Here is a 24,286-nt window from a genome sequence, read left to right on the forward strand (position 1 = left end):
GTAACGCGAAAATTTTGCGTAACGTATCTTACGTTACGCAAAATTTCCGCGTTACGATGATGTTCTTGGAGCTTCATAGCAGGACAGATCAAATCGCTCACTCTCCCTTGTTGCGCGGCTTAAAGCGCACAGACTTTCCAAATTGCACACGAATTTTTTCGCAATACACTTTGAGCTGCTCGTCTATGTCTGACCGGGCTTCATCAGTGAGCGCGATGTACCAGATTCGCCAGACGCGAAGGCTTTCCTGCTTTTGGTGTTGGTGCTCTGCTTTAAGCCAAATTACTTCGGCGAATGTGTTCCGCCGCTCATCCGGTTCTTTGGGGAGGTCAGTCACGACAGGCTTGCCGATGGCTTGGCCACACTGTCCGACCGCATCTCAAGGCAATAGCTTTCACTAGCCCAAGACTTTCCTAAATTGGAACTCGGTAGTGGGTTGCGTAAAGCTGGAGGCTCACAGCTCATGACCATTCATAGCTACTCCATTGCGCTTCAACGTGTCTATGGTTGCTTCCACTTGCTCCATTAGCCGTTTGAGTTCGTTAGGATCTTTCTCTGGGCGGAGAGGCTTTGGCTTTTTCAATCGGCTCTCAAGTTTTCCCAGTTCAGCTTTAATTTTTACCGCGCGTAGTTTGCTTGGCGTGATCTCTTCCCCAGACTGTTGGTCGGGAAAATCGCGCATGAAAAGGCGAGGCGTGTTGGCCGGGGTCGGATCAAGGCGGTCGTAGGCACGATACATATTGATGAAATATATCCAGCCCAAAGCTGCAAACGACAGAATTCCGTATCGGCTGCCGTCTTTGGTAACAACCCAAAGGCTACTGTCGTAAGAATGTATCTCAATTAATGCAGAGGTCCTAATGCGGCAGCCATCTGTGAACTGGTCAGATACCCCCGCCCCGGCATGATCCCAGATTTCCCCCTCAACTATTGGAATGTCCTTGATATGGGCGTTTGCGATGAATCCAGTAAAGTTTTGGCAGCCAGAATCTGATATTAGTTTTGCTATTCCGATGTCGATAGCTTTCCTCATTTCTCGCTCCATTTGTGACTGACAAGTGTTAGGTTGCGAGAATGTCTGTGGACCTAAATATCCAACATCTGTTCTGTTATGCAACCCGAACCGGAACTATACTTCCTGTCAATCTAAACAAATGCACGCTCAAATGCTAGTTTTTTGTACGGGCATTTGATGAATTTCGACCAGACCTTCGGCAACGTTTTCAAGCGGCTTCGAACCTCCAATGGTTACTCACAGGAGGATTTTCACACGGCGGTTACGGATCGGTACATCAGAATGCTTGAAAAGGGTAAGGCGTCGCCTACCCTCGCTACAGTGGACAAGCTTGCAAAAATTCTCGGAATTGATCCTGTTGCGATGATGCTGCTTTGTGAAGTGGAGGCTGCTGCGGAGATTGAGGGGGTTGAAGCTGTACTAGAGAGAATCGCAAACCAGGTGAGGCTTTTCGGCGGTTTCCCTAAGCCTCAGGATTGATGGAGTCTTCTTGTTGGCCAGGATTGATATCAAATGTGGGTCAAGCGTTGAGCTATTTGAGGATGTATCTATAGGTATCTGGCGAAAGCGTGAGAATTATACGCTGTCATAAAGCTGGCATTCCTGAGCCAAAATAGCCCCTTTGGACACAAAAAAGGCACTTGCGATAATCGCTAAGTGCCTGATTTGTAGTGCTTATTTGGTGGAGCCGGGGGGATTTGAACCCCCGTCCGCCAGTACTCCGCTGTCGGTACTACATGCGTAGCCGTTTCTATTAAGTTAACCCTCAGCGACCCGAAGGGCAGGGTGCTTTGGGCGAGTTGTGTAAGTTTTAGCCGATTCGTCCACAACGTACTGCACGGCGATTCTGTTCTATATGACAATCACTTTGGGTTTACAGACATCCCCTGGTGATTGCTGGACCCGAAGGTACCAGAAGCTCAGGGCTAAGGCTGCTTACGCAGCGAGAGCGAATTCCTGGCCGTAGTTTTCGTCATTGGCAACTATAAGAAGTTGCAACAGTGGATTTACGAGTTCTGTTACCAACTCGGCATGCACCTAAAGTTTCGCAACCGGCGTCGAATCCTAAACGGCCCCGTGCTTGTAACTCGTTGTTTCATAGTGAGTGACAAGCCTGTGCAGTGTACGCCAAACGGTCACAGAAGGCCAACCCGAAGGTTGGCCTTGAGCGGGCGAGGGGCTACTGGCCGCCTTTCTCGCTGTTCTGCAGGTCCTGTATGGCCTTGGAAGTGATCTCGATGCATTTCTTGTCATCGCCTGCGGCATGCGCGGCCTTGGCCTGGGAGACGGCAGTGTCTATTTCGCCGCTTTTGCCACTGGTGTCGGTGGCGAGCAGGGCTTTGCCGTTGTTGATTTTGTCCAGGTTGATCTTGCACAGGTCGGGGTCGCCAGCCGCGAAAACGGGGGAGGCCAGCATCGCAGCGGTAATGAACAAGCCAGCAAGAGCGGAACGCTTCATAGGGTATCTCCTTGCGCAAAAGGGCTCGACGCTACTGGCGTTAAAGGGCTGCCAGCGACATCACTGAAGGGCCTCGTTCGTTGAGGCCTATGCAGATGACTACGCTGGCGCGCAAGGGTTCTGTTTTCTTGCGCAATTAATGGACGCGGGCTTGGGTGACGCGGTCTACGAGGTACACCAGGCCGTGATAATCAATGCCGCCGTGTTGGCTAAGGCCTATCTCGCAGGTTCGGCTGGTGGAGATGCCTTCGCTGCAATATTGCACCGCATCCTTGAGCGTGCGCAGCGAGTGGGCGTTGAGTTCCGGGGTGGTGAAGCCTTTGTCACCGGCAAAGCCGCAACAGTGAATACCTTCTGGGATAACTACCGTTTTGGCGCAACGTCGAGCCAGGTCGATCAGGGCCTGGCTTTCTCCCAGGTGCTGGGTGCTGCAGGTGACGTGTACCGCGATGGGGGCTTCCTGTGGCGTGAAGTCCAGGCGATCCATCAAATGTGTGCGGATGAAACGCACGGGGTCATACAGGTCCAGGCGCGTTTCGCCCATGTCCTGGACAAGCCGCAAGGTGCAGGGGCTGGTGTCGCAATAGATTGGGTCGATCCCGCCACGGCTGGCGTGGAGCAGGGCGCCGATGAGTTCCTGGCGCTTGTGTTCGGCTTGTTCGGCATAACCTTTGGACGCGAATGGCTGGCCGCAGCAGAGGCTGTCCTGGTTGTCGGGTGACACTACTTGGTAACCGGCTTTTTCCAACAGACCACGGGTTTTTTCGTACAGCGACATCTGCTCTTTATCACCTGCCGCTGGGCCCATGGCGCGTGAGACGCAGGCCGCCAAGTAGACGACGCGGGGACGCTCATCGGCCACTGCCGGGCTGAAACGGATGGCTTTTTCCGGCTGAGGCATGGCGTTGGTCCACTGAGGGATTTGCCCGTTGGACAGCTTGGTCACGCTGGCTGAAAGCTTTGCCAAGCGTGGTGCACCCAGCAGCATGCGTGCACCGTTGGCGACATGCAGGGTAAAGCGCGCGCCTTGCAGTGCGGTAGCGAAATGGTCGGCGAGCCATTCAGCGGTTTTCGTACGGTTGGCATCGCGGCTGCGCAGCTTTTTCACCAGGTCGCCGGTATTAATTCCTACGGGGCAGCGTTGCGCGCAGAGGCCGGTGGCTGCGCAGGTGTCGATGCCTTGATAGTGATAGGCGGCTTCCAATTCGGTAGTGTCGATGCCTGCACGCTTCTTGGCCTGGATATCACGCCAGATCACGATGCGTTGGCGCGGGCTAAGCGTCAGCCCTTTGGACGGGCACACCGGTTCGCAGAACCCGCACTCGATGCACTTATCCACAAGCTCGTCGGCCGCGGGCAGAGGTTTGAGGTGCTTGAGGTGAATTTGTGGGTCTTCGCTGAGCACCACGTCCGGGTTGAGAATGCCGTTGGGGTCCAGCAGGCGCTTAAGTTGCCACATGAGTTGATAGGCATCGCTGCCCCACTCCAGCTCGACGAACGGCGCCATATTACGACCGGTGCCGTGTTCAGCCTTCAGCGAGCCGCCAAACTCTACCGCCACCAATTGCGCCACGTCGTCCATGAACGCCTGGTAGCGTGCGACTTCTTCCGCACTGTTGAAGCCTTGTGTGAACACGAAGTGCAGATTGCCTTCCAGCGCGTGTCCGAAAAGGATGGCTTCGTCGTAATGATGTTTGTCGAACAGTTCGATCAGGCGGTTTACGCCGATGGCCAATTGTTCGACTGGAAAGGTAACGTCTTCGATGATCACCGTAGTGCCGGTTTTTCGCACGGCGCCGACGGCGGGAAAGGTGTCTTTGCGGATCGCCCACAGGCGGGCGTTCTCGACGGGGTCTTCGGTGAAGTCGACCTGTTTCTCCACGGGGAAACGGGCCAGGGATTCCATGATCAGCGCCAATTGCTCATGCAGCAACGAAGGCGATGCCGCGCGGGATTCGATCAGCAGTGCGCAGGCATTTTCCGATAGGTGTTGTACGAATGCGGGCATGCCCGGTTTGTCCTGTACCGAACGCATGCTGCGCCGGTCCAGCAATTCAACCGCAGAGACCGGCTGGGTTTTCAGTAAGGTGACTGCATTGCAGCAGGTTTCCACATCCGGGAATACGATCAGCGCTGACGCTTTGTTGGGGTGGTCGACCACGGTGTCGTAGGTGACCGCACTGATAAACCCCAGGGTGCCTTCGGAACCCACGAGCAGGTGACTGAGGATATCCAATGGCTCATCGAAATCCACCAGGGCGTTGAGTGACAGGCCGGTGGTATTTTTCAGGCGATATTTGTGGCGGATTCTTGCTGCCAATTCGGTATTCGCCCGCGTCTCACGCCCGAGTGTTGCAAGCCGATCAAGCAGTGCGCCGTGCTGCTGGCGAAACGCGTTGACGCTGGCTGCATCCTCCGTGTCCAGGCGGCTGCCATCAGCCAGTACAAGACGGATGCCTGCCAAGGTGTGGTAGGTATTTTGCGCCGTGCCACAGCACATGCCGCTGGCGTTGTTGGCGACAATGCCGCCGATTTTGCAGGCATTGATTGACGCAGGGTCCGGCCCGATCTTGCGTCCGAACGGTGCCAGCCAGGCGTTGGCCTGGGCACCGATTACCCCGGGCTGCAGGCGAATCTGTGTGCCCTGGTCCCGAATCTCGCGACCGTTCCAGTTGTCCCCCAGCACGATCAGCACCGAGTCGCTGATCGCCTGCCCGGAAAGGCTGGTGCCGGCAGCGCGAAAGGTCACCGGCACGTGGTCGCGTTGGGCCAGTTGCAGCAATGACACCACTTCGTCTTCTGACTCTACACGGATCACCAGCTGTGGGATCAGTCGGTAAAAACTGGCATCGGTGCCGAATGCGAGTGTGGAAAGTGGGTCGTCGAAGCGTCGATCTTTTGGGATCAGGTGTGCGACATCGCTCAGAAAAGCAGCAGGCAGGCTCATCGGTCCTCCAGAAATAGCTGACGCCGGCGTGGATGTCCGGCGTCGATTCTTACCCTATTACGTGCAGGTCTCAGTGCACCAGCATACCGGTGAACCAGTAAGCCTGGGCCAGGGTGATCAGCCCCACGATGGTGGCGAAGAACAAGCTGTGCTTGAGGGTGAAACGGAACAGGTCGGATTCCTTGCCCACCAGGCCGGTTGCGGCGCACGCCACGGCGATCGATTGCGGCGAGATCATCTTGCCGGTGACGCCGCCGCTGGTGTTTGCAGCAACCAGGAGGGTGTCGTTTACGCCGATCTGATGCGCAGTAGTGGCTTGCAGCGAGCTGAACAGGGCGTTGGACGAGGTGTCGGAGCCTGTCAGGAAAACCCCCAGCCAGCCGAGGAAAGGCGAGAAGAATGGGAAGGCAGCGCCAGTGCCGGCCAATACCAGGGCCATGGTCGAGGACATGCCGGAATAGTTGGTGACGAACGCAAACGCCAGCACCATGCCGATGGACAGGATTGGCCAGCGCAGCTCGTAGAAGGTTTCTTTTAAAGTGGTCAGACCAGTTTTGATGTTGATCTTCAACACGAGCATAGAAATCAGCGCGGAGAAGAAAATCGCGGTGCCGGTTGCCGAAATCGGGTCCAGCTTGAACACGGCCGGGATGGCGGTTGGGTTGGTCACGATCGGCGCGACTTTGATCACCAGCTGATCCAGATGCGGGATCGCGAAGTTGAACACCCAGCTGTACATCGAGCCGCCGGCGGCAAACATCGCCTTGAACGGCTTGAGGGTCCAGATCGTCACCAGCACGGTGAGGATCAGGAACGGCGACCAGGCCTTGAAAATCTGTAGCAGGCTATACGGCGATGCAACGGTGCTGCGTGGCAGGCCAAAGCCGCCGGCGCTGGCAGTGATCGCTGCGCTGGAGCTTGCGCCGGCGATCTGTGCACCTGCGGTGCGCTTGGGCTGCCAGATTTTCAGGAACAGGGTCAGGGAGATCAGGCTGGCCAGGGCCGAGGTGATGTCCGGCAACTCTGGGCCGATGAAGTTGGAGGTGAAGTATTGGGTGATGGCAAAGCTCAGGCCCGCTACCAGCGCGGCTGGCCAGGTTTCACGCACGCCGCGTAGACCGTCCATCATGAACACCAGCCAGAACGGTACGAACAACGACAGTAGTGGTAGCTGACGGCCAGTCATGGCGCCGATCTTGAACGCGTCGATGCCAGTGACTTGGCCGGCGACGATGATCGGGATCCCCAGGGCGCCGAAAGCAACCGGGGCGGTGTTGGCAATCAGGCACAGGCCTGCGGCGTACAGCGGGTTGAAGCCCAGGCCTACCAGCAACGCCGCGGTGATCGCCACAGGTGCGCCGAAGCCTGCTGCGCCCTCCAGGAATGCGCCGAAGCAGAAGCCGATCAGCAGTACTTGCAGGCGCTGGTCGTCAGTGATCGAGAGGACGGAGCTACGGATAATCTCGAACTGACCGCTCTTGACGGTCAACTTGTAGAGGAACACGGCTGCGACGATGATCCATGCGATAGGCCACAGGCCATAAGCAAAGCCGTAACCGGCGGCAGCCAGCGCCATGTCCACTGGCATTTGGAAAGCGAAAATCGCTACCAGAATCGACAGCGCCAACGTGATGCTGCCGGCCACGTGGCCTTTGAGGCGAAACACGGCCAGGGCCAGGAAGAAAAACACGATCGGGATTACGGCGGCCAATGCGGACAGGCCGAGGCTGCCGAGTGGGCTGTAGAGCTGTTGCCAGGTTTGCATATGGGGTGGCCCCTAATTGTTGTTGGTCAGGCACTTCGTAGTCGACTTGGATAATTGGTAAGACCAATTTACAATCGCTGTGGGCTAGGTTAAAAGCCTTCGGGTGGGTGTGTCAATTTGCCGCCCGAGAAACTTTCGTCGTAGGGCTGTTGATAGGCGCTGCTGATCGGACAAAACGAGCGTGTTCTGATAGGTGTCGCAAGGGCTGCGATAGGCGAGAATAGAGGGCCCGGCGAGTGGTCGGGATGGTGGAGAGTGAGTTATGGGGTTTGATCAGGTGCGTCAGCGCCGTTTGTCTGACGATATTGTCGAGCAGCTTGAGGGCATGATCCTTGAGGGCACGCTGAAGTCAGGTGAGCGTTTGCCTGCCGAACGGGCGTTGGCCGAGCAGTTTGGTGTGTCGCGCCCGTCGTTGCGGGAGGCGATCCAAAAGCTGGCGGCCAAGGGATTGCTGGTGAGTCGTCAGGGTGGGGGTAATTATGTCGCCGAGTCCCTGGGTTCAACCTTCAGTGATCCGCTGTTGCACCTTTTGGAAAATAACTCGGAGGCTCAGCGTGACTTGCTGGAATTTCGTCAGACCCTGGAAGCATCTTGTGCCTATTACGCAGCGTTGCGTGCCACCGAAGTTGACCGTGAACGGCTGAAGGCTGCGTTTGAGGTGTTGCAGGATTGCTATGCCCGGGCTGATGAAGTGAGTCGAGCGGAGGAGGGCGCGGCGGATGCGAGTTTTCACTTGGCGATTGCCGAGGCAAGTCATAACGCCGTGTTGCTGCACACCATTCGTGGTTTGTTCGACCTGCTCAAACGTAATGTGGTGACCAACATTGGCGGCATGTACCAGCAACGTACGGAAACCCGCGACATGCTGATCAGTCAGCACCGGGATTTGTACCTGGCTATTATCGAGGGGCGGGCAGAGCAGGCGCGTGAGGTGTCTACGCGTCATTTGCTGTATGTGCAGGAAGTGTTGGAGGAGGTGCGCCAAGAGGTGCAGCGCGTGGCGCGTGCCGAGCGGCGTAAGGGAATGTAGCCAGGGGCCTTGCCCAAGGCTACATCGCTACAAGGATTACTCTTCCTTGCCCTTGTTGCGCACTGCGCGGTGCAGTTCGCGATTGGAATCGCGCTCGCGCTCGGTATCGCGCTTGTCGTATTCCTTCTTGCCCTTACCCAAGGCGATCTCGCACTTGACCAAATGCTTGCTCCAATACCAGGACAGGCAGACGCAGGCATAGCCTTTCTGCTGTACTGCGGCGGCGAGCTTGTCGATTTCGCGGGCATTGAGCAGCAGCTTGCGCGTGCGCACCGGGTCGGCAATCACGTGTGTGCTTGCGGTGGTCAGCGGAGTGATATGACTGCCGAGCAGCCATGCCTCGCCATCCTTGAGCAGCACATAACTGTCGACCAGCTGCAGCTTGCTGGCACGCAGACTCTTTACTTCCCAGCCGGCCAGGACCAGACCAGCCTCGAAACGATGTTCGATGAAGTAATCGTGTCGCGCCTTTTTATTTTGCGCGATGGTCCCTGTGGGGTGTTTCTTTTGTTTAGCCATAGGGGCGGCATTATAGGGAGTTGCGAGCGTGTCGGCTACGGTCAACCTGCGTGCTTGAGCGTGTTGGATGAATCCCGGACAATACAGGCAATTCTTTGGTTTTTTTCTTTCGCGGATCGGGCTGTTCTTTCGCGATGTTTGCCTCCGCAGTGGAAATGACGCACACATGACGACGCATATTCAACGTTCGGCGCTGCTGCCTTATCCGTCACAGGCGCTCTATGACCTGGTCAACGACGTGGCGCGTTACCCGGAATTCCTGCCTTGGTGCTCAACGGCCGAGGTGCTGGAAAGCAGTGATGAGCACATGGTCGCCAGCGTTGGCGTAGCGAAGGGTGGCTTGAGCCAGCACTTTGTTACGCGAAATGTGCTGGTGCCGGGTAAATCCATTGAGATGAATCTGCAGGAAGGGCCGTTCACCCAACTGCATGGGGTGTGGGTGTTCAAGGCGCTGACCGACAAGGCCTGCAAGATCAGCCTGGACCTGTCATTTGATTACGCTGGCCCGATTGTGCGAGCGACGTTGGGGCCTTTGTTCAACCAGGCCGCCAATACGTTGGTGGATGCGTTCTGCCAGCGAGCCAAGCAACTGCATGGTTGAGATTGAAGTGGTGTATGCGGCCGTGGATCGTCAGGTTTTGCTGGCGGTGACGGTGCCTGAGGGAACTGGCTTGCGGGCAGCGGCGCAGGCGTCGGGGATCGCAGCACAGTTTCCTGAGCTGAATCTGGCGGATTGTCCCTTGGGTATATTCGGCAAGGTGGTCGCGGACGCGGAGCTGCGGGTTGTGCAGGCGGGTGATCGTATCGAGATCTACCGCCCCTTGCTGGTCGACCCTAAAGAGGTGCGCCGGCTGCGTGCCGCCAAAGCGGCCTTGGCCAAACAGCGGAACTCGTGAGTTTGCCAACCAGCAAATAGCAAAAAGCCCGGCATGCCGGGCTTTTTGTTGGGCGCCGCAAACTTATTGCGGGCTGGTGTCCAGAGGCTGTGGCGTCGGGACTGGGACAGTCTGCACGCCATCGACGTCTTTCTGGATCTTGTCGAGCAGCGAGCCAGGCTTGGCTGGCACTTCGGACTTCGGTTTCTCGGCTTCCTGCGCTGGCGCAGTCACGTTGGTACCGTTGTCCTTGCCAAGCAAGGCTTCATCACGGCTCACGCCGGGCATGAAATCGCCGGAAAGGCTCACAAGCTGGTCATTGCCATTGAAAATGACGCTGACGCGCTCCTGCTGGCGTTCACCGCCACCAGGCTGGATGCTGTAGAGATAATCCCAGCGATCAGCATGGAAAGTGTCGGTCAGCAGGGGGTTGCCCATGATAAACCGTACTTGCCGTCGGGTCATTCCCGGGCGTAACTGGTCTATCATGTCCTGCGTGACGACATTGCCCTGCTGGATGTCGATTTTGTAAACCCCGGGGAATGAACAACCGGCGAGTGCGAGCAGTCCCACAAAGGTGAAACTGGTTAGCAAGAGCTTGGTGTTTTGCATCGGTGGGCGACTTCCACTATCTTGGCTGGGACAACGTAAACGCCGATCATACCCGTATTAAGAGAAGCTGCGAAGCAGCATCCGCGAGAAAGCTAACCATGGTTGAAAATAGCGAACTACGCAAAGCCGGTCTTAAAGTGACTCTGCCACGAGTCAAGATTCTACAAATGCTCGATTCTGCTGAGCAGCGCCACATGAGTGCCGAGGATGTCTACAAGGCGCTGATGGAGTCTAACGAGGACGTTGGCCTGGCCACGGTTTACCGTGTGCTGACCCAGTTTGAAGCCGCAGGGCTGGTGGTTCGTCATAATTTCGACGGCGGTCATGCGGTGTTCGAATTGGCTGACGGTGGTCATCACGACCACATGGTTGACCTGGATACCAACGAGGTTATCGAGTTCACCAGTCCAGAAATCGAACGTCTCCAGCACAAGATTGCTGAGGAGCATGGGTTCGATTTGGTTGACCACAATCTTGTGTTGTACATCCGTAAGAAAAAGTAAAAAGCGATGCAGATTCGCTCTGCAGAACGATCGAAGGCGACCTTAGGGTCGCCTTCGTGCTTTTTATAAAGGGAAAATTTTCAGTTCAGGCCTTTGTCGCGACGACCATTTTTTTCGCGTGTGCCAGGGACTCCTTAGTCAAGTCGATGCCCCCGAGCATTCGCGCCACTTCTTCTACGCGTTCCGACTTGTTCAGCTTGGAAACGGCTGTGTGTGTCGCATCGCTGCCGCGTACCTTGTGTACAAATAGATGCTGATGCCCTTGGGCTGCCACTTGTGGCAAGTGGGTCACCGTCAGCACCTGCCCCCGATCTCCAAGGCGCCGCAACAGTTGGCCAACAATTTCTGCTGTAGGCCCGCCGATTCCCACATCCACTTCGTCGAATACCAGCGTTGGTACTCGCGAGGTTTGTGCGGTAATCACCTGAATCGCGAGGCTGATCCGCGACAGCTCGCCGCCAGACGCCACTTTTGCCAGTGCCTTGAGCGGTTGCCCGGGGTTGGCACTGACCAGTAGCTCAACCTGTTCCAGGCCATGAGGTTGCAGTTCATTGCTGGTGTTGGCGCGCAACTCAATGGTGAAGCGCCCGCCTGGCATGCCCAGCCGCTGGATCTCCAGTTCCACCGCGCTGGCCAGGCCAGTGGCTGCCTGCTGTCGCAAGTCACTCAGCTCACGTGCTTTTTCTTGATAGTGGCGTGCGAAGGAGGCGAGCTCATCGCCAAGTCGCTCGATGGACTCGTCATTTGCATTCAGGGTTTCGACTTCATCCAGCAGTTTCTGCTGCAGGGTTGCCACTTCGGTCGGCTGAATTCGATGTTTGCGCGCCAGGGTATAAATAGTGTCCAAGCGTTCTTCGATTTCCTGCAGTCGCGCTGGGTCAGCGTCGAAATGATCCAGGAAGCGATTCAACTCTCCCACGGCTTCTTCTACCTGGATCTGTGCGCTGGTCAACAGGGTGGTTGCTTCGCTCAGTGAGCCAGAGGCGCTGTTCACGCTGGACAGGCGATTGAGGCTGGCGGTCAGTGCATTAAGAACATTGCCGGAATCGCTTTCACTGCATTGCTCGACAACTTGGCGGCAGATGCCCAGCAGGGTTTCGGCGTTGGTCAGGTTCTTGTGTTCCTGCTCAAGCTGTTCCAGCTCGGTCTCGCCCAGGCCAAGGCTTTCCAGTTCTTCAAGTTGATAGCTGAGTAGTTGATGGCGAGCGCGCTGTTCGTCACCGGAGTTGGAGAGGCGCTCCAGTTCCTGGCGGGTTTGGCGCCAGCGCTGTGCAGCCAGCTGTACTTGTCGGGCAAGGTCGGTGGCGCCGGCATACTCGTCGAGCAGGCGGCGGTGGGTGTCGGTTTTCAGTAGGGATTGATGCTCGTGCTGGCTGTGGATATCAATCAGCAGCTCGCCCAGGGCTTTCAGGTCGCCGAGGGGGCAGGGCGTACCGTTGATATAGCCGCGGGAGCGTCCTTCGGCGGTGATTACCCGACGCAGGATGCAGGGACCATCGTTATTAAGGTCGCGCTCGGCCAACCAGGCTTCGGCTTCGGGAATGTCTGCCAGGTCAAAGGTGGCCAGGATATCGGCCTTGTCCGCGCCAGGACGCACAACGCCGCTGTCGGCGCGGTCACCCAGGGTGAGGCCCAAAGCGTCAAGCATTATCGACTTGCCGGCACCGGTCTCGCCTGTGATTACGCTCATCCCGCGATCCAGTTCAAGGTCCAGATGTTCAACGATGGCGTAGTTATGTACGGACAGGTGCACGAGCATGACGGGCGCTCCCAGGCTTTAGGTCTGGTTATTTATACAGTGTTTTGTTCGGGGCTGACAATCCTGACGCTTAGCTCGATTTGCTTGATTGCCCGACGTTCTTAGCGCGATGTGGAATGGGTGCGAAGGAATTGACCCGCCCCACTCGAAAGACTTTTGGTAACCCCTGCGCTCTTGAACCTGGAAATTGTGGCCCCATATACCGGAACAGAAGCGCGAGTTGAGTTCGCGCATGATTTTGAAAGGAGAAAACTATGGCTGACGAACAGACGCAGGATACGCAAACTCCAAACGCCAATTCGGCTGCCGGTGATGAGCTGGCAACTCGTGTGCAAGTGCTCGAAGAGCAATTGGCTGCTGCGCAGGACCAGTCTTTGCGTGTTGCCGCCGATCTGCAGAACGTCCGCCGTCGTGCCGAGCAGGATGTAGAAAAAGCTCACAAGTTTGCGCTGGAAAAATTCGCCAACGATCTGCTGCCGATCATCGACAGCCTTGAGCGTGGCCTTGAATTGTCCAATCCGGACGACGAAAACATCCGTCCAATGCGCGAAGGGATCGAACTGACCCTGAAAATGTTCCAGGACACCCTGAAGCGTTATCAGTTGGAAGCTATCGACCCGCAAGGCGGCGAGCCTTTCAATGCCGAGCATCATCAAGCCATGGCCATGCAGGAAAGCCATGATCTTGAGCCGAACAGTGTATTGAAGGTGTTCCAGAAAGGTTATCAGTTGAACGGTCGCTTGCTGCGTCCGGCGATGGTGGTGGTGAGCAAGGCTCCTGCACCTGTTTCGCCATCTATTGATGAGCAGGCTTGAAATAAGCCTTAGCGGCCCCATCTATAAGTCAAGCGTTTAAGTGCTACCGCAGTTAGCCACCACTGCTGCGGCAACCAAATTCAAGTTTCGGGAGAGTAAATCATGGGCAAAATTATCGGTATCGACCTGGGGACCACCAACTCCTGTGTCTCCGTGCTGGAAAACGGCGTTGCAAAAGTAATCGAAAACGCCGAAGGCGCACGTACCACTCCGTCGATCATTGCTTACGCCAACGACGGTGAAATCCTTGTTGGTCAGTCGGCCAAGCGTCAGGCTGTCACCAACCCGCATAACACCCTGTACGCGGTTAAGCGTCTGATCGGTCGTAAGTTCGACGAAGAAGTCGTGCAGAAAGACATCAAGATGGTCCCTTACAAAATTGCCAAGGCTGACAACGGTGACGCCTGGGTTGAAGTAAACGGCCAGAAAATGTCGCCGCCGCAAATCTCGGCTGAAATCTTGAAAAAGATGAAAAAAACTGCCGAAGACTACCTCGGTGAAGCAGTGACTGAAGCGGTCATCACCGTTCCGGCCTACTTCAACGACAGCCAGCGTCAGGCGACCAAAGACGCCGGCCGCATCGCGGGCCTGGACGTAAAACGTATCATCAACGAGCCAACCGCAGCCGCTCTGGCTTACGGTATGGACAAGGCCAAAGGCGACCACACTGTGATCGTTTATGACCTGGGTGGCGGTACTTTCGACGTCTCCGTGATCGAGATCGCTGAAGTTGACGGCGAGCACCAGTTTGAAGTGTTGGCCACCAACGGTGACACCTTCCTGGGTGGTGAAGACTTCGACATTCGTCTGATCGATTACCTCGTTGACGAATTCAAGAAAGAAAGCGGCATGAACCTCAAAGGTGACCCGCTGGCGATGCAGCGTCTGAAAGAAGCTGCTGAAAAGGCGAAGATCGAGCTGTCTTCTGCTCAGTCGACCGACGTGAACCTGCCGTACATCACTGCAGACGCTACCGGTCCTAAGCACTTGAACGTGAAGATCTCGCGCGCCAAGCTGGAAGCGCTGGTTGAAGACCTGGTTCAACGCACCATCGAACCTTGCCGCATCGCGTTGAAAGATTCCGGTATCGACGTGGGTGCTATCAACGACGTGATCCTGGTGGGCGGTCAGACCCGTATGCCACTGGTTCAGAAGTTGGTAACCGAGTTCTTCGGTAAAGAAGCACGTAAAGACGTGAACCCGGACGAAGCTGTTGCCATGGGTGCTGCTATCCAGGGCGCGGTACTGGCCGGTGACGTGAAAGACGTGTTGCTGCTGGACGTTAGCCCGCTGACCCTGGGTATCGAAACCATGGGTGGCGTGATGACTGCGCTGATCGAGAAAAACACCACGATTCCTACCAAGAAATCGCAAGTGTTCTCGACTGCCGACGACAACCAAGGCGCTGTGACCATTCACGTGCTGCAAGGTGAGCGTAAGCAGGCTGCTCAGAACAAGTCCCTGGGCAAGTTCGACCTGGCCGAGATTCCACCAGCACCACGTGGCGTGCCACAAATCGAAGTGACCTTCGACATCGACGCCAACGGCATTCTGCACGTAGGCGCGAAAGACAAGGCTACCGGCAAAGAGCAGAAAATCACGATCAAGGCCAACTCCGGTCTGTCTGATGAAGAAATTCAACAGATGATTCGTGATGCTGAAGCCAACGCTGATGCGGACGCCAAGTTTGCTGAGCTGGCCGGCGCGCGTAACCAGGGCGATGCACTGGTTCACTCGACACGTAAAATGGTCGCTGATGCTGGCGACAAAGTGACTGCCGAGGAGAAGACTGCAATCGAAGCTGCCGTAGTTGCCCTGGAAGCCGCTATCAAAGGCGACGACAAGGCTGCTATCGAAGCCAAGGTTGAGGAGCTGTCCAAAGTCTCCGCGCCGGTTGCTCAGAAAATGTACGCCGAACAAGGCCAGCCGGCTGAAGGTGCTGCACAGCAAGCAGAGCCTGAAGCCAAGCACGACGATGTTGTCGATGCCGAGTTCGAAGAAGTCAAAGACCAGAAGTAAGTTGGTCGCCCGGTTGACCGCTATCAAGCGGTGACTGGTAGGATGTCGCCGCGCGGGAGCTTGCTCCCGCGTTGGCGTGTCTGGGGTATGCGAATTTTTACAGCATGCGACAGCTGTCGGGTGCTGGCGGTGTGATTGGGAAAGCTCCTGCTTCCTGAGCGATATATACCGCGTTTTTTGGCTGGGTCTCGGCTAAAAGTAGTAACGACCAGGATCGTTGAATTGACGTGAGTTGGGTCCGGGCCTGTATTGGGGCTCAACGAGTTTGGCAAGGCTCAGGAGGGTCTGGCTGAACGTCCTTAAGAGTGCAAAGACTTATGGCAAAGCGTGACTATTACGTAGTATTGGGTGTGGAGCGCAGCTCCAGCGAGGCGGACCTGAAGAAGGCTTATCGCCGCCTGGCGATGAAGCACCACCCGGACCGTAATCCGGATAGCAAAGAATCCGAAGAGTTGTTCAAAGAGGCCAACGAGGCCTACGAATGCCTGTCTGATCCCAATAAGCGTGCGGCCTACGACCAGTATGGCCATGCCGGTGTCGACCCGAGCATGGGTGGCGGCGGTGCTGGTTTTGGTGGTCAGAACTTCTCCGATATCTTCGGTGATGTATTCAGCGACTTCTTCGGCGGTGGCCGTGGTGGTCAGCGTGGTGGTGCCCAGCGTGGCAGTGATCTGCGCTACACCCTGGAGCTGAACCTGGAAGAGGCCGTGCGCGGCACTAGCGTCAATATCCGTGTACCGACGCTGGTGAACTGCAAGCCGTGCGATGGTTCGGGGGCCAAGAAAGGTTCCTCGCCGATTACATGCCCTACGTGTGGCGGTATCGGCCAAGTGCGTATGCAGCAGGGCTTCTTCTCGGTGCAGCAGACCTGCCCGCGTTGCCATGGCCAGGGCAAGATCATTTCCGATCCGTGCGACTCCTGCCACGGCGAAGGCCGCGTCGAAGAGTACAAGACTCTTTCGGTGAAAGTGCCGGCGGGTGTTGATACTGGCGACCGCATTCGTCTGTCGGGCGAAGGCGAGGCGGGTACGCAAGGTGGTCCTACCGGCGACCTGTACGTGGTGATCAATGTGCGTGAGCACTCGATCTTCCAGCGTGACGGCAAGCATCTGTTCTGCGAAGTGCCTATCAGCTTTGTCGATGCGGCCCTGGGTGGCGAGCTGGAGATTCCGACTCTTGATGGTCGGGTGAAGCTCAAGATTCCTGAGGGTACCCAGACCGGCAAGCAGTTCCGTATCCGTGGCAAAGGCGTTGCGCCAGTGCGCGGTGGTGGTGCTGGCGACCTGATGTGTCGTGTGGCGGTAGAAACACCGGTCAACCTGAATCGCCGCCAGCGTGAGCTGCTTGAAGAATTCCGCAGCTCGTTGGAGGGTGATGACTCGCACTCGCCAAAGACCACGGGCTTTTTCGATGGCGTGAAGCGCTTTTTCGGCGACCTGTAAGGGATGAGTATGCGACGTATAGCCGTGATGGGCGCTGCAGGGCGCATGGGTAAAACCCTGGTTGAAGCAGTGCAGCAGCGCTCGCCGGCCTCCGGGCTGACGGCAGCAATTGTGCGTCCGGGTAGCACGCTGATCGGTGCAGATGCTGGTGAGCTGGCTTCGCTGGGGCGTATCGGCGTTTCGTTGTCTGGCAGTCTGGAGCAGGTCGCTGACGAGTTCGATGTGCTGATCGACTTCACCCTGCCGGACGTGATGCTGAAAAACCTGGCGTTTTGCCGCAAGGCAGGCAAGGCCATGGTGATTGGTACTACCGGTTTGACGGCTGAGCAGAAGCAATTGCTGGTGGAGGCGGGCAAGGATATCCCTGTGGTCTTTGCTGCCAACTTCAGTGTCGGTGTGAACCTGTCGCTCAAGTTGCTGGATCTGGCTGCGCGCGTGTTAGGTGATGAGGCGGATATCGAAATCATCGAGACCCATCATCGTCACAAGATCGACGCGCCGTCGGGTACTGCGTTGCGCATGGGTGAGGCGATTGCCGATGCGCTGGGTCGAGATTTGTCGAAAGTGGCTGTGTATGGTCGCGAGGGTCATACCGGTGAGCGCGCACGTGACACTATTGGCTTTGCGACCGTTCGTGGTGGCGATGTGGTGGGTGATCACACCGTGCTGTTTGCCACCGAGGGTGAGCGCTTGGAAATCACGCACAAAGCGTCCAGTCGCATGACGTTTGCCAAGGGTGCGGTACGTGCTGCGCTCTGGTTGGAAGGTCGCGAGCCGGGTCTGTATGACATGCGCGACGTGCTTGATCTGCACTAATCAGTAGCTAAATCGGGGTCTCAGGCTTATCCTAAGGCCCCGTTTTTACCCGCTAAGCGACGTCCTGTCGCATTCCCCTGCCTTTAAGGCTCTTTAGCGGTGGACCAAAAAAGCCTTTTTCTGTAAGCTACAGCTTTAGTGTGTCCACTAAAAGCGCGCAGAATAATTCAGTGAACAAGCGGGGTGACGTGTCCATACGTCACTCCGCTTTTTTACAACCTGCGATCGCCCTTTCAGGCTTTATTTACGGGAGGTCTTCTTGACTAAGCCAGCCATACTCGCCCTTGCTGATGGCAGCATTTTTCGCGGCGAAGCCATTGGAGCCGACGGTCAAACCGTTGGAGAGGTGGTGTTTAACACCGCCATGACCGGCTATCAGGAAATCCTTACCGATCCTTCCTACGCCCAACAGATCGTTACCCTGACCTATCCGCACATCGGCAACACCGGTACTACACCGGAAGACGTCGAGTCTGATCGTGTCTGGTCGGCTGGCCTGGTCATTCGTGACCTGCCATTGGTTGCGAGCAACTGGCGTAACACGATGTCGCTGTCCGATTACCTGAAAGCCAACAACGTTGTGGCGATCGCCGGTATCGATACGCGCCGCCTGACACGCATCCTGCGTGAAAAAGGCTCGCAGAACGGCTGCATCATGGTTGGCGACGATATTTCCGAAGCGGCGGCTATCGCTGCAGCCCAGGGTTTCCCTGGCCTGAAAGGCATGGACCTGGCGAAAGTCGTCAGCGTCAAAGAGAAGTACGAGTGGCGCTCCACTGTCTGGGACTTGAAGACCGACAGCCACGCGACCATCGAAGCCGCTGACTTGCCGTACCACGTTGTGGCCTATGACTACGGCGTTAAGTACAACATTCTGCGCATGCTGGTAGAGCGCGGCTGTCGCGTTACTGTAGTGCCGGCGCAAACCCCGGCCAGCGATGTGCTGGCACTGCAACCGGATGGCGTGTTCTTGTCCAACGGCCCGGGTGACCCTGAGCCTTGCGACTACGCCATCCAGGCGATCAAGGAAGTGCTGGAAACCGAGATTCCGGTATTCGGCATTTGTCTTGGTCACCAGCTGCTGGCCCTGGCCTCGGGTGCCAAGACCCTGAAAATGGGCCACGGCCACCATGGCGCCAACCACCCTGTGCAAGACCTGGACACCGGCGTTGTGATGATCACCAGCCAAAACCACGGTTTTGCGGTGGATGAAGCGACCTTGCCGAGCAACGTGCGCGCCATTCACAAGTCGCTGTTCGACGGCTCCCTGCAGGGCATCGAGCGCACCGACAAGAGCGCGTTCAGCTTCCAGGGCCACCCTGAAGCCAGCCCGGGCCCGAACGACGTAGCACCGCTGTTCGACCGTTTCATCAATGAGATGGCCAAGCGACGCTAACTGAGTGGCTAGCAGGCGGCCCCGAACCTCGGTGGCCCCTGCAGGCTCTTCAAAGATTGTTCAAGACGGCTTGCCGACTGACCTGCGGATTTGAGTGACAAACCCATGCCAAAACGTACAGACATAAAAAGCATCCTGATTCTCGGCGCTGGCCCGATCGTGATCGGCCAGGCCTGCGAATTCGACTACTCCGGCGCCCAGGCCTGTAAAGCCCTGCGCGAAGAGGGCTACCGCGTCATCTTGGTGAACTCTAACCCAGCCACCATCATGACCGACCCGGCCATGGCCGACGCCACCTACATCGAGCCGATCAAGTGGCAGACCGTTGCCAAGATCATCGAGAAAGAGCGTCCAGACGCACTGCTGCCAACCATGGGCGGCCAGACCGCTCTGAACTGCGCCCTGGACCTGGAGCGCGAAGGCGTCCTGGAAAAGTTTGGCGTAGAGATGATCGGTGCCAATGCCGACACCATCGACAAGGCTGAAGACCGTTCGCGTTTCGACAAGGCCATGAAGTCCATCGGCCTGGCGTGCCCGCGCTCCGGTATCGCCCACAGCATGGAAGAAGCCAACGCGGTCCTCGAGACTCTGGGCTTCCCGTGCATCATCCGTCCGTCCTTCACCATGGGCGGCACCGGTGGCGGTATCGCTTACAACCGTGAAGAGTTCGAAGAAATCTGCGCCCGTGGTCTGGACCTGTCGCCGACCAAAGAGCTGCTGATCGACGAATCCCTGATCGGCTGGAAAGAATATGAGATGGAGGTTGTCCGCGATAAGAAGGATAACTGCATCATCGTCTGCTCCATCGAAAACTTCGACCCGATGGGCGTGCACACCGGTGACTCGATCACCGTTGCGCCAGCACAGACCCTGACCGACAAGGAATACCAGATCCTGCGTAACGCCTCCCTGGCGGTACTGCGCGAGATCGGCGTGGAAACCGGCGGTTCCAACGTTCAGTTCGGCATCTGCCCGGACACCGGCCGTATGGTCGTGATCGAGATGAACCCGCGTGTATCCCGTTCGTCGGCCCTGGCTTCGAAAGCCACCGGCTTCCCGATCGCCAAGGTCGCTGCCAAGCTGGCTGTGGGTTACACCCTGGACGAACTGTCGAATGACATCACCGGTGGCAAGACCCCGGCGTCCTTCGAGCCGTCCATCGACTACGTCGTCACCAAGCTGCCACGTTTTGCTTTCGAGAAATTCGCCAAGGCTGATGCACGCCTGACGACTCAAATGAAGTCGGTGGGTGAGGTGATGGCCATCGGCCGTACCTTCCAGGAGTCCCTGCAGAAAGCCCTGCGCGGCCTGGAAGTCGGTGTTTGCGGCCTGGATGAGAAACTCGACCTGACCAACCCGGAAAGCATGAGCGTGCTCAAGCGCGAGCTGACCGTGCCAGGCGCCGAGCGTATCTGGTACGTGGCGGATGCCTTCCGTGCAGGCCTGAGCGTCGAAGACATCTTCGGTATGAACATGATCGACCCGTGGTTCCTGGTTCAGATCGAAGACCTGATCAAGGAAGAAGAGAAGGTCAAGACCTTGGGTCTGGCCAGCATCGACCGCGACATGATGTTCCGCCTCAAGCGCAAAGGTTTCTCCGATCAGCGTCTGGCCAAACTGCTGGGTGTGACCGAGAAGAACCTGCGTACTCATCGTCACAAGCTGGAGATCTTCCCGGTCTACAAGCGCGTTGACACCTGCGCCGCCGAGTTCTCCACCGATACCGCCTACCTGTACTCCACCTACGAGGAAGAGTGCGAAGCAGCGCCGTCGGGTCGCGACAAGATCATGATCCTGGGTGGCGGTCCTAACCGTATCGGCCAGGGTATCGAGTTTGACTATTGCTGCGTACACGCCGCCCTCGCTCTGCGCGAAGACGGGTACGAGACCATCATGGTCAACTGCAACCCGGAAACTGTTTCCACCGACTACGACACCTCCGATCGCTTGTACTTCGAGCCAGTGACCCTGGAAGACGTACTGGAGATCGTGCGCGTCGAGAAGCCAAAAGGCGTGATCGTCCAGTACGGCGGCCAAACCCCGCTGAAACTGGCTCGTGCCCTGGAAGCTGCCGGCGTACCGATCATCGGTACCAGCCCGGATGCTATCGACCGTGCCGAAGACCGTGAGCGTTTCCAGCAAATGGTTGAGCGCCTGAACTTGCGTCAGCCGCCAAACGCCACCGTGCGCAGCGAAGACGAAGCCATTCGTGCCGCCAGCAAGATCGGCTACCCGTTGGTAGTGCGTCCGTCCTACGTACTGGGCGGTCGTGCGATGGAAATCGTCTACGAAGAAGAAGAGCTCAAGCGCTACCTGCGTGATGCAGTGAAAGTGTCCAACGACAGCCCAGTGCTGCTGGACCACTTCCTCAACTGCGCCATTGAAATGGACGTGGATGCTGTTTGCGACGGTACCGACGTGGTGATCGGCGCGATCATGCAGCACATCGAACAGGCTGGCGTTCACTCCGGTGACTCCGCTTGCTCGCTGCCGCCTTACTCGCTGCCGGCACACATCCAGGACGAGATGCGTGAGCAGGTCAAGAAAATGGCCCTGGAGTTGGGTGTTGTCGGCCTGATGAACGTACAGTTGGCGCTGCAGGGCGAAGACATCTACGTCATCGAAGTGAACCCGCGTGCTTCGCGTACCGTGCCGTTTGTTTCCAAGTGCATCGGTGTCTCCCTGGCCATGATCGCTGCCCGCGTGATGGCCGGTAAGACCTTGAAGGAAATCGGCTTCACCAAGGAAATCATTCCGAACTTCTACAGCGTGAAAGAGGCGGTGTTCCCATTCGCCAAATTCCCTGGCGTGGACCCGATCCTGGGCCCAGAGATGAAGTCTACTGGTGAAGTCATGGGCGTGGGCGATACCTTCGGTGAAGCGTTCGCCAAGGCCCAGATGGGTGCGAGTGAAGTGCTGCCGACCGGCGGTACTGCGTTCATCAGCGTGCGCGATGACGACAAGCCACTGGTTGCAGGCGTAGCCCGTGATCTGATCAACTTGGGCTTCGAAGTCGTGGCCACTGCCGGGACCGCCAAGCTGATCGAAGCTGCCGGCCTGAAAGTGCGTCGCGTGAACAAGGTGACGGAAGGCCGTCCGCATGTGGTCGACATGATCAAGAATGACGAAGTCACGCTGATCATCAACACCACCGAAGGTCGCCAGTCGATCGCGGATTCCTACTCCATTCGTCGTAACGCCTTGCAGCACAAGATTTACTGCACCACCACCATTGCTGCTGGCGAAGCCATCTGCGAAGCGCTCAAGTTCGGTCCGGAAAAGACCGTGCGTCGCTTGCAGGATCTACACGCAGGATTGAAGGCATGACCAAATACCCAATGACCGTCCAGGGCTTCAAGGCCCTGGAAGAGGAGCACGCCCATCTGACCAAGGTCGTCCGTCCGAAGCTGAGCCAGGACATCGGTACGGCCCGCGAGTTGGGTGACTTGAAGGAGAACGCCGAATACCACGCTGCTCGCGAGCAGCAGGGTATGGTCGAGGCGCGGATCCGTGACATTGAAGGCCGCCTGCAGAACTCGGTGGTCATCGACGTCACGACCATTCCGAAGACCGGCAAGGTGATTTTCGGCACTACCGTGGAAATCGCCAACGTGGAGACTGACGAAAGTGTGGTCTACCACATCGTTGGTGAGGACGAGGCTGACTTCAAGCTCGGCAAGATCTCTGTTGGTTCGCCGCTCGCCCGCGCCTTGATTGCCAAGGAAGAGGGTGATGTTGTGGCCGTGAAAACGCCTGGTGGCGTGATCGAGTACGAGATTGTCGAAGTTCGTCACGTCTGAAAGGCGGCGCCCGCTACGTGCGGGCGCCATGCTTTGGCAGCTCTCCCAGATGCTTTGGGTGGGTGGCCTGTGGTTGCTGCACATTGGTGTTTTGCCGGCGCTGGGCCTGATTGGCCTGGCACCGTTGCTGATCGATGAGATCGACGGATTACTGAGTGCGTTGCTGGTGGGTTTTGCGGCGGCGTGCGTGATGGTCCAGGCGTTGGTGCTGGTCAAGGCTGAAGGCTTGGGAAGTTTGTGGCGGGATATTCGCGGGCAACTGCTGTTGATGGCGCTGTATGCGTGTGCAATGTATTGCGTTGTGCATGTCTGGCTGCCGGAAGCGTTGCGCTGGCAGTTATTCAGCTATCTTGTGCTAGGGTTCTCCGGCTTGGTGTTGGTTATGCAGCCAGCACCGGGATGGAGTGGCAGGGCGCGCGAAGCACGCCCGTGACCCTTTGAATCATTTGAAGCGATGAACGTTCGACAGTTGCTTGTTGACGCTGAAGTTCTTGCGATACAGCAGCGCCATCTTGCCGATGACCTGGACCAGGTCTGCTTTGCCAACCTTGCATAGTTCTGCAATGGCAGCCAGGCGTGCTTCGCGGTCGAGGATGTTGACCTTGATCTTGATCAGTTCGTGATCGTTCAGTGCGCGTTCGAATTCGGCTAACACACCCTCAGTCAAACCGTTGTCTGCCACAATCAGAACTGGTTTCAGATGGTGGCCAATGGATTTGTACTGTTTCTTCTGCTCTTGAGTGAGCGGCATAATCTGACCCCTGCGTCTGATCTTGTAAAAAGCGGCGGCCAGTTTACCCGAGCGAGTCCGGGACCGCCCAGTTAATCACGACCCGTTTTATTTTTCGAGGTGGCCCGTGGCCCGTTCCAAAACTAGTCTTAAGTGGCTGCAAGAGCATTTCAACGATCCTTACGTCAAAAAGGCGCAGAAGGACGGTTACCGTTCCCGGGCCAGCTACAAATTGCTGGAGCTTCAGGACAAGGACAAATTGTTTCGCCCTGGCATGAGTGTGATCGACCTGGGTGCCGCCCCGGGTGGCTGGTCCCAGGTGGCCAGTCGTCTGATTGGTGGGCAAGGTCGTTTGATCGCCTCTGACATCCTTGAGATGGACAGCATCCCGGACGTGACCTTTGTGCACGGCGACTTTACCCAGGACGCCGTATTGGCAGAGATCCTGGAAGCTGTGGGAAATTCGCAGGTAGACCTTGTGATTTCCGACATGGCCCCCAATATGAGTGGATTACCGGCCGTTGATATGCCGCGAGCCATGTTCCTGTGCGAATTAGCATTGGATCTGGCGGGGCGGGTATTGCGTCCGGGTGGTGATTTCCTGGTCAAGGTCTTCCAGGGTGAGGGCTTCGACGAGTACCACAAGAACATCCGCAAGCTGTTCGATAAGGTGCAGATGCGCAAACCGGACTCTTCCCGGGACCGGTCTCGCGAGCAATATCTGTTGGCGCGGGGGTTCCGCGGCATTGAAGGCGCTGCCAGCGATGAGCGTCTTTGAAGGTTT

22 protein-coding genes and 1 other RNA gene are annotated in these 24,286 nt (G+C 57.1%); 14 read left to right on the top strand and 9 right to left on the bottom strand.

The genetic code is table 11. From position 1 onward, the window contains the following. Window positions 1-454 precede the first annotated feature (454 nt). On the bottom strand, window positions 455-1,033 hold the full coding sequence (locus tag HF257_RS22800) for a hypothetical protein (RefSeq protein ID WP_185708505.1): 579 nt from the start codon (window positions 1,031-1,033) through the stop codon (window positions 455-457). 159 nt (window positions 1,034-1,192) lie between these two features. Between HF257_RS22800 and HF257_RS22805 the strand changes: the two genes are divergently transcribed. Continuing rightward, window positions 1,193-1,495, top strand: a complete 303-nt coding sequence (locus tag HF257_RS22805; RefSeq protein ID WP_185708504.1) for a helix-turn-helix domain-containing protein — start codon at window positions 1,193-1,195, stop codon at window positions 1,493-1,495. A gap of 200 nt (window positions 1,496-1,695) precedes the next feature. On the opposite strand, the gene ssrA is transcribed toward HF257_RS22805, so the two are convergent. The 4 genes from ssrA to HF257_RS22825 form a co-directional block, all read right to left on the bottom strand. Further along, window positions 1,696-2,092, bottom strand: a transfer-messenger RNA (tmRNA) gene (gene ssrA / locus HF257_RS22810). A 103-nt stretch (window positions 2,093-2,195) separates the two neighbouring features. Then, a complete protein-coding gene (locus HF257_RS22815) occupies window positions 2,196-2,474 on the bottom strand; it encodes a hypothetical protein (protein ID WP_185708503.1) in 279 nt (92 codons plus the stop codon). 136 nt (window positions 2,475-2,610) lie between these two features. Continuing rightward, complete coding sequence (locus HF257_RS22820; protein ID WP_185708502.1) at window positions 2,611-5,421, bottom strand: FAD-binding and (Fe-S)-binding domain-containing protein; 2,811 nt, start codon at window positions 5,419-5,421, stop codon at window positions 2,611-2,613. A 70-nt stretch (window positions 5,422-5,491) separates the two neighbouring features. Further along, window positions 5,492-7,186: a lactate permease LctP family transporter gene (locus HF257_RS22825; RefSeq protein WP_185708501.1), complete on the bottom strand. Its 1,695-nt coding sequence runs from the start codon at window positions 7,184-7,186 to the stop codon at window positions 5,492-5,494. Window positions 7,187-7,448: 262 nt separating this feature from the next. Between HF257_RS22825 and HF257_RS22830 the strand changes: the two genes are divergently transcribed. Beyond that, window positions 7,449-8,216 (top strand): GntR family transcriptional regulator, encoded by a 768-nt coding sequence (locus HF257_RS22830; RefSeq protein ID WP_185708500.1) that lies wholly within the window; start codon window positions 7,449-7,451, stop codon window positions 8,214-8,216. Between the two features lie 36 nt (window positions 8,217-8,252). Here HF257_RS22830 and smpB read toward each other — a convergent pair whose 3' ends face one another. Then, window positions 8,253-8,735: an SsrA-binding protein SmpB gene (gene smpB, locus HF257_RS22835; protein WP_060752280.1), complete on the bottom strand. Its 483-nt coding sequence runs from the start codon at window positions 8,733-8,735 to the stop codon at window positions 8,253-8,255. A gap of 166 nt (window positions 8,736-8,901) precedes the next feature. On the opposite strand from smpB, the gene HF257_RS22840 reads away from it, so the two are divergent. Beyond that, window positions 8,902-9,336 (top strand): type II toxin-antitoxin system RatA family toxin, encoded by a 435-nt coding sequence (locus HF257_RS22840; RefSeq protein ID WP_185708499.1) that lies wholly within the window; start codon window positions 8,902-8,904, stop codon window positions 9,334-9,336. Next, window positions 9,329-9,631, top strand: a complete 303-nt coding sequence (locus HF257_RS22845; protein ID WP_185708498.1) for an RnfH family protein — start codon at window positions 9,329-9,331, stop codon at window positions 9,629-9,631. The genes HF257_RS22840 and HF257_RS22845 overlap by 8 nt, the downstream gene beginning before the upstream one ends. Window positions 9,632-9,694: 63 nt before the next feature. On the opposite strand, the gene HF257_RS22850 is transcribed toward HF257_RS22845, so the two are convergent. Continuing rightward, window positions 9,695-10,222 carry an outer membrane protein assembly factor BamE gene (locus tag HF257_RS22850; protein ID WP_105698706.1) on the bottom strand — a complete coding sequence of 176 codons (528 nt, stop codon included), beginning with the start codon at window positions 10,220-10,222 and terminating at the stop codon, window positions 9,695-9,697. Window positions 10,223-10,320: 98 nt separating this feature from the next. Between HF257_RS22850 and fur the strand changes: the two genes are divergently transcribed. Further along, a complete protein-coding gene (gene fur, locus HF257_RS22855; protein ID WP_185708686.1) occupies window positions 10,321-10,725 on the top strand; it encodes a ferric iron uptake transcriptional regulator in 405 nt (134 codons plus the stop codon). A gap of 85 nt (window positions 10,726-10,810) precedes the next feature. Here the strand turns inward: fur and recN are convergent, their stop codons facing one another. Next, a complete protein-coding gene (recN, locus tag HF257_RS22860; RefSeq protein WP_185708497.1) occupies window positions 10,811-12,484 on the bottom strand; it encodes a DNA repair protein RecN in 1,674 nt (557 codons plus the stop codon). Window positions 12,485-12,738: 254 nt separating this feature from the next. On the opposite strand from recN, the gene grpE reads away from it, so the two are divergent. From grpE to HF257_RS22900, 8 genes are all read left to right on the top strand, one after another. Continuing rightward, on the top strand, window positions 12,739-13,299 hold the full coding sequence (gene grpE, locus HF257_RS22865; protein ID WP_185708496.1) for a nucleotide exchange factor GrpE: 561 nt from the start codon (window positions 12,739-12,741) through the stop codon (window positions 13,297-13,299). A 102-nt stretch (window positions 13,300-13,401) separates the two neighbouring features. Next, the gene (dnaK, locus tag HF257_RS22870; protein ID WP_185708495.1) at window positions 13,402-15,318 is read left to right on the top strand and encodes a molecular chaperone DnaK; all 1,917 of its coding nucleotides are present in this window, start codon (window positions 13,402-13,404) and stop codon (window positions 15,316-15,318) included. A gap of 317 nt (window positions 15,319-15,635) precedes the next feature. Then, the gene (dnaJ, locus tag HF257_RS22875; protein ID WP_185708494.1) at window positions 15,636-16,760 is read left to right on the top strand and encodes a molecular chaperone DnaJ; all 1,125 of its coding nucleotides are present in this window, start codon (window positions 15,636-15,638) and stop codon (window positions 16,758-16,760) included. 9 nt (window positions 16,761-16,769) lie between these two features. Next, window positions 16,770-17,576, top strand: coding sequence for a 4-hydroxy-tetrahydrodipicolinate reductase (gene dapB / locus HF257_RS22880; protein ID WP_185708493.1), 807 nt, complete (start codon window positions 16,770-16,772; stop codon window positions 17,574-17,576). Window positions 17,577-17,835: 259 nt separating this feature from the next. After that, entirely contained in the window at window positions 17,836-18,972 is a 1,137-nt protein-coding gene (carA, locus tag HF257_RS22885; protein WP_159956129.1) for a glutamine-hydrolyzing carbamoyl-phosphate synthase small subunit, read from the top strand. Window positions 18,973-19,077: 105 nt separating this feature from the next. Continuing rightward, entirely contained in the window at window positions 19,078-22,299 is a 3,222-nt protein-coding gene (carB, locus tag HF257_RS22890) for a carbamoyl-phosphate synthase large subunit (protein ID WP_185708492.1), read from the top strand. Next, window positions 22,296-22,772 (top strand): transcription elongation factor GreA, encoded by a 477-nt coding sequence (gene greA, locus HF257_RS22895; RefSeq protein ID WP_003235048.1) that lies wholly within the window; start codon window positions 22,296-22,298, stop codon window positions 22,770-22,772. The genes carB and greA overlap by 4 nt, the downstream gene beginning before the upstream one ends. Before the next feature lie 28 nt (window positions 22,773-22,800). Next, entirely contained in the window at window positions 22,801-23,205 is a 405-nt protein-coding gene (locus tag HF257_RS22900) for an MFS transporter (RefSeq protein WP_185708491.1), read from the top strand. A gap of 9 nt (window positions 23,206-23,214) precedes the next feature. Here the strand turns inward: HF257_RS22900 and HF257_RS22905 are convergent, their stop codons facing one another. Further along, window positions 23,215-23,523, bottom strand: coding sequence for a YhbY family RNA-binding protein (locus HF257_RS22905; RefSeq protein WP_010206607.1), 309 nt, complete (start codon window positions 23,521-23,523; stop codon window positions 23,215-23,217). A gap of 106 nt (window positions 23,524-23,629) precedes the next feature. Between HF257_RS22905 and rlmE the strand changes: the two genes are divergently transcribed. Continuing rightward, window positions 23,630-24,280 carry a 23S rRNA (uridine(2552)-2'-O)-methyltransferase RlmE gene (gene rlmE / locus HF257_RS22910; protein WP_010206606.1) on the top strand — a complete coding sequence of 217 codons (651 nt, stop codon included), beginning with the start codon at window positions 23,630-23,632 and terminating at the stop codon, window positions 24,278-24,280. Window positions 24,281-24,286 lie beyond the last annotated feature (6 nt).

It is taken from the genome of Pseudomonas cremoris (assembly GCF_014230465.1).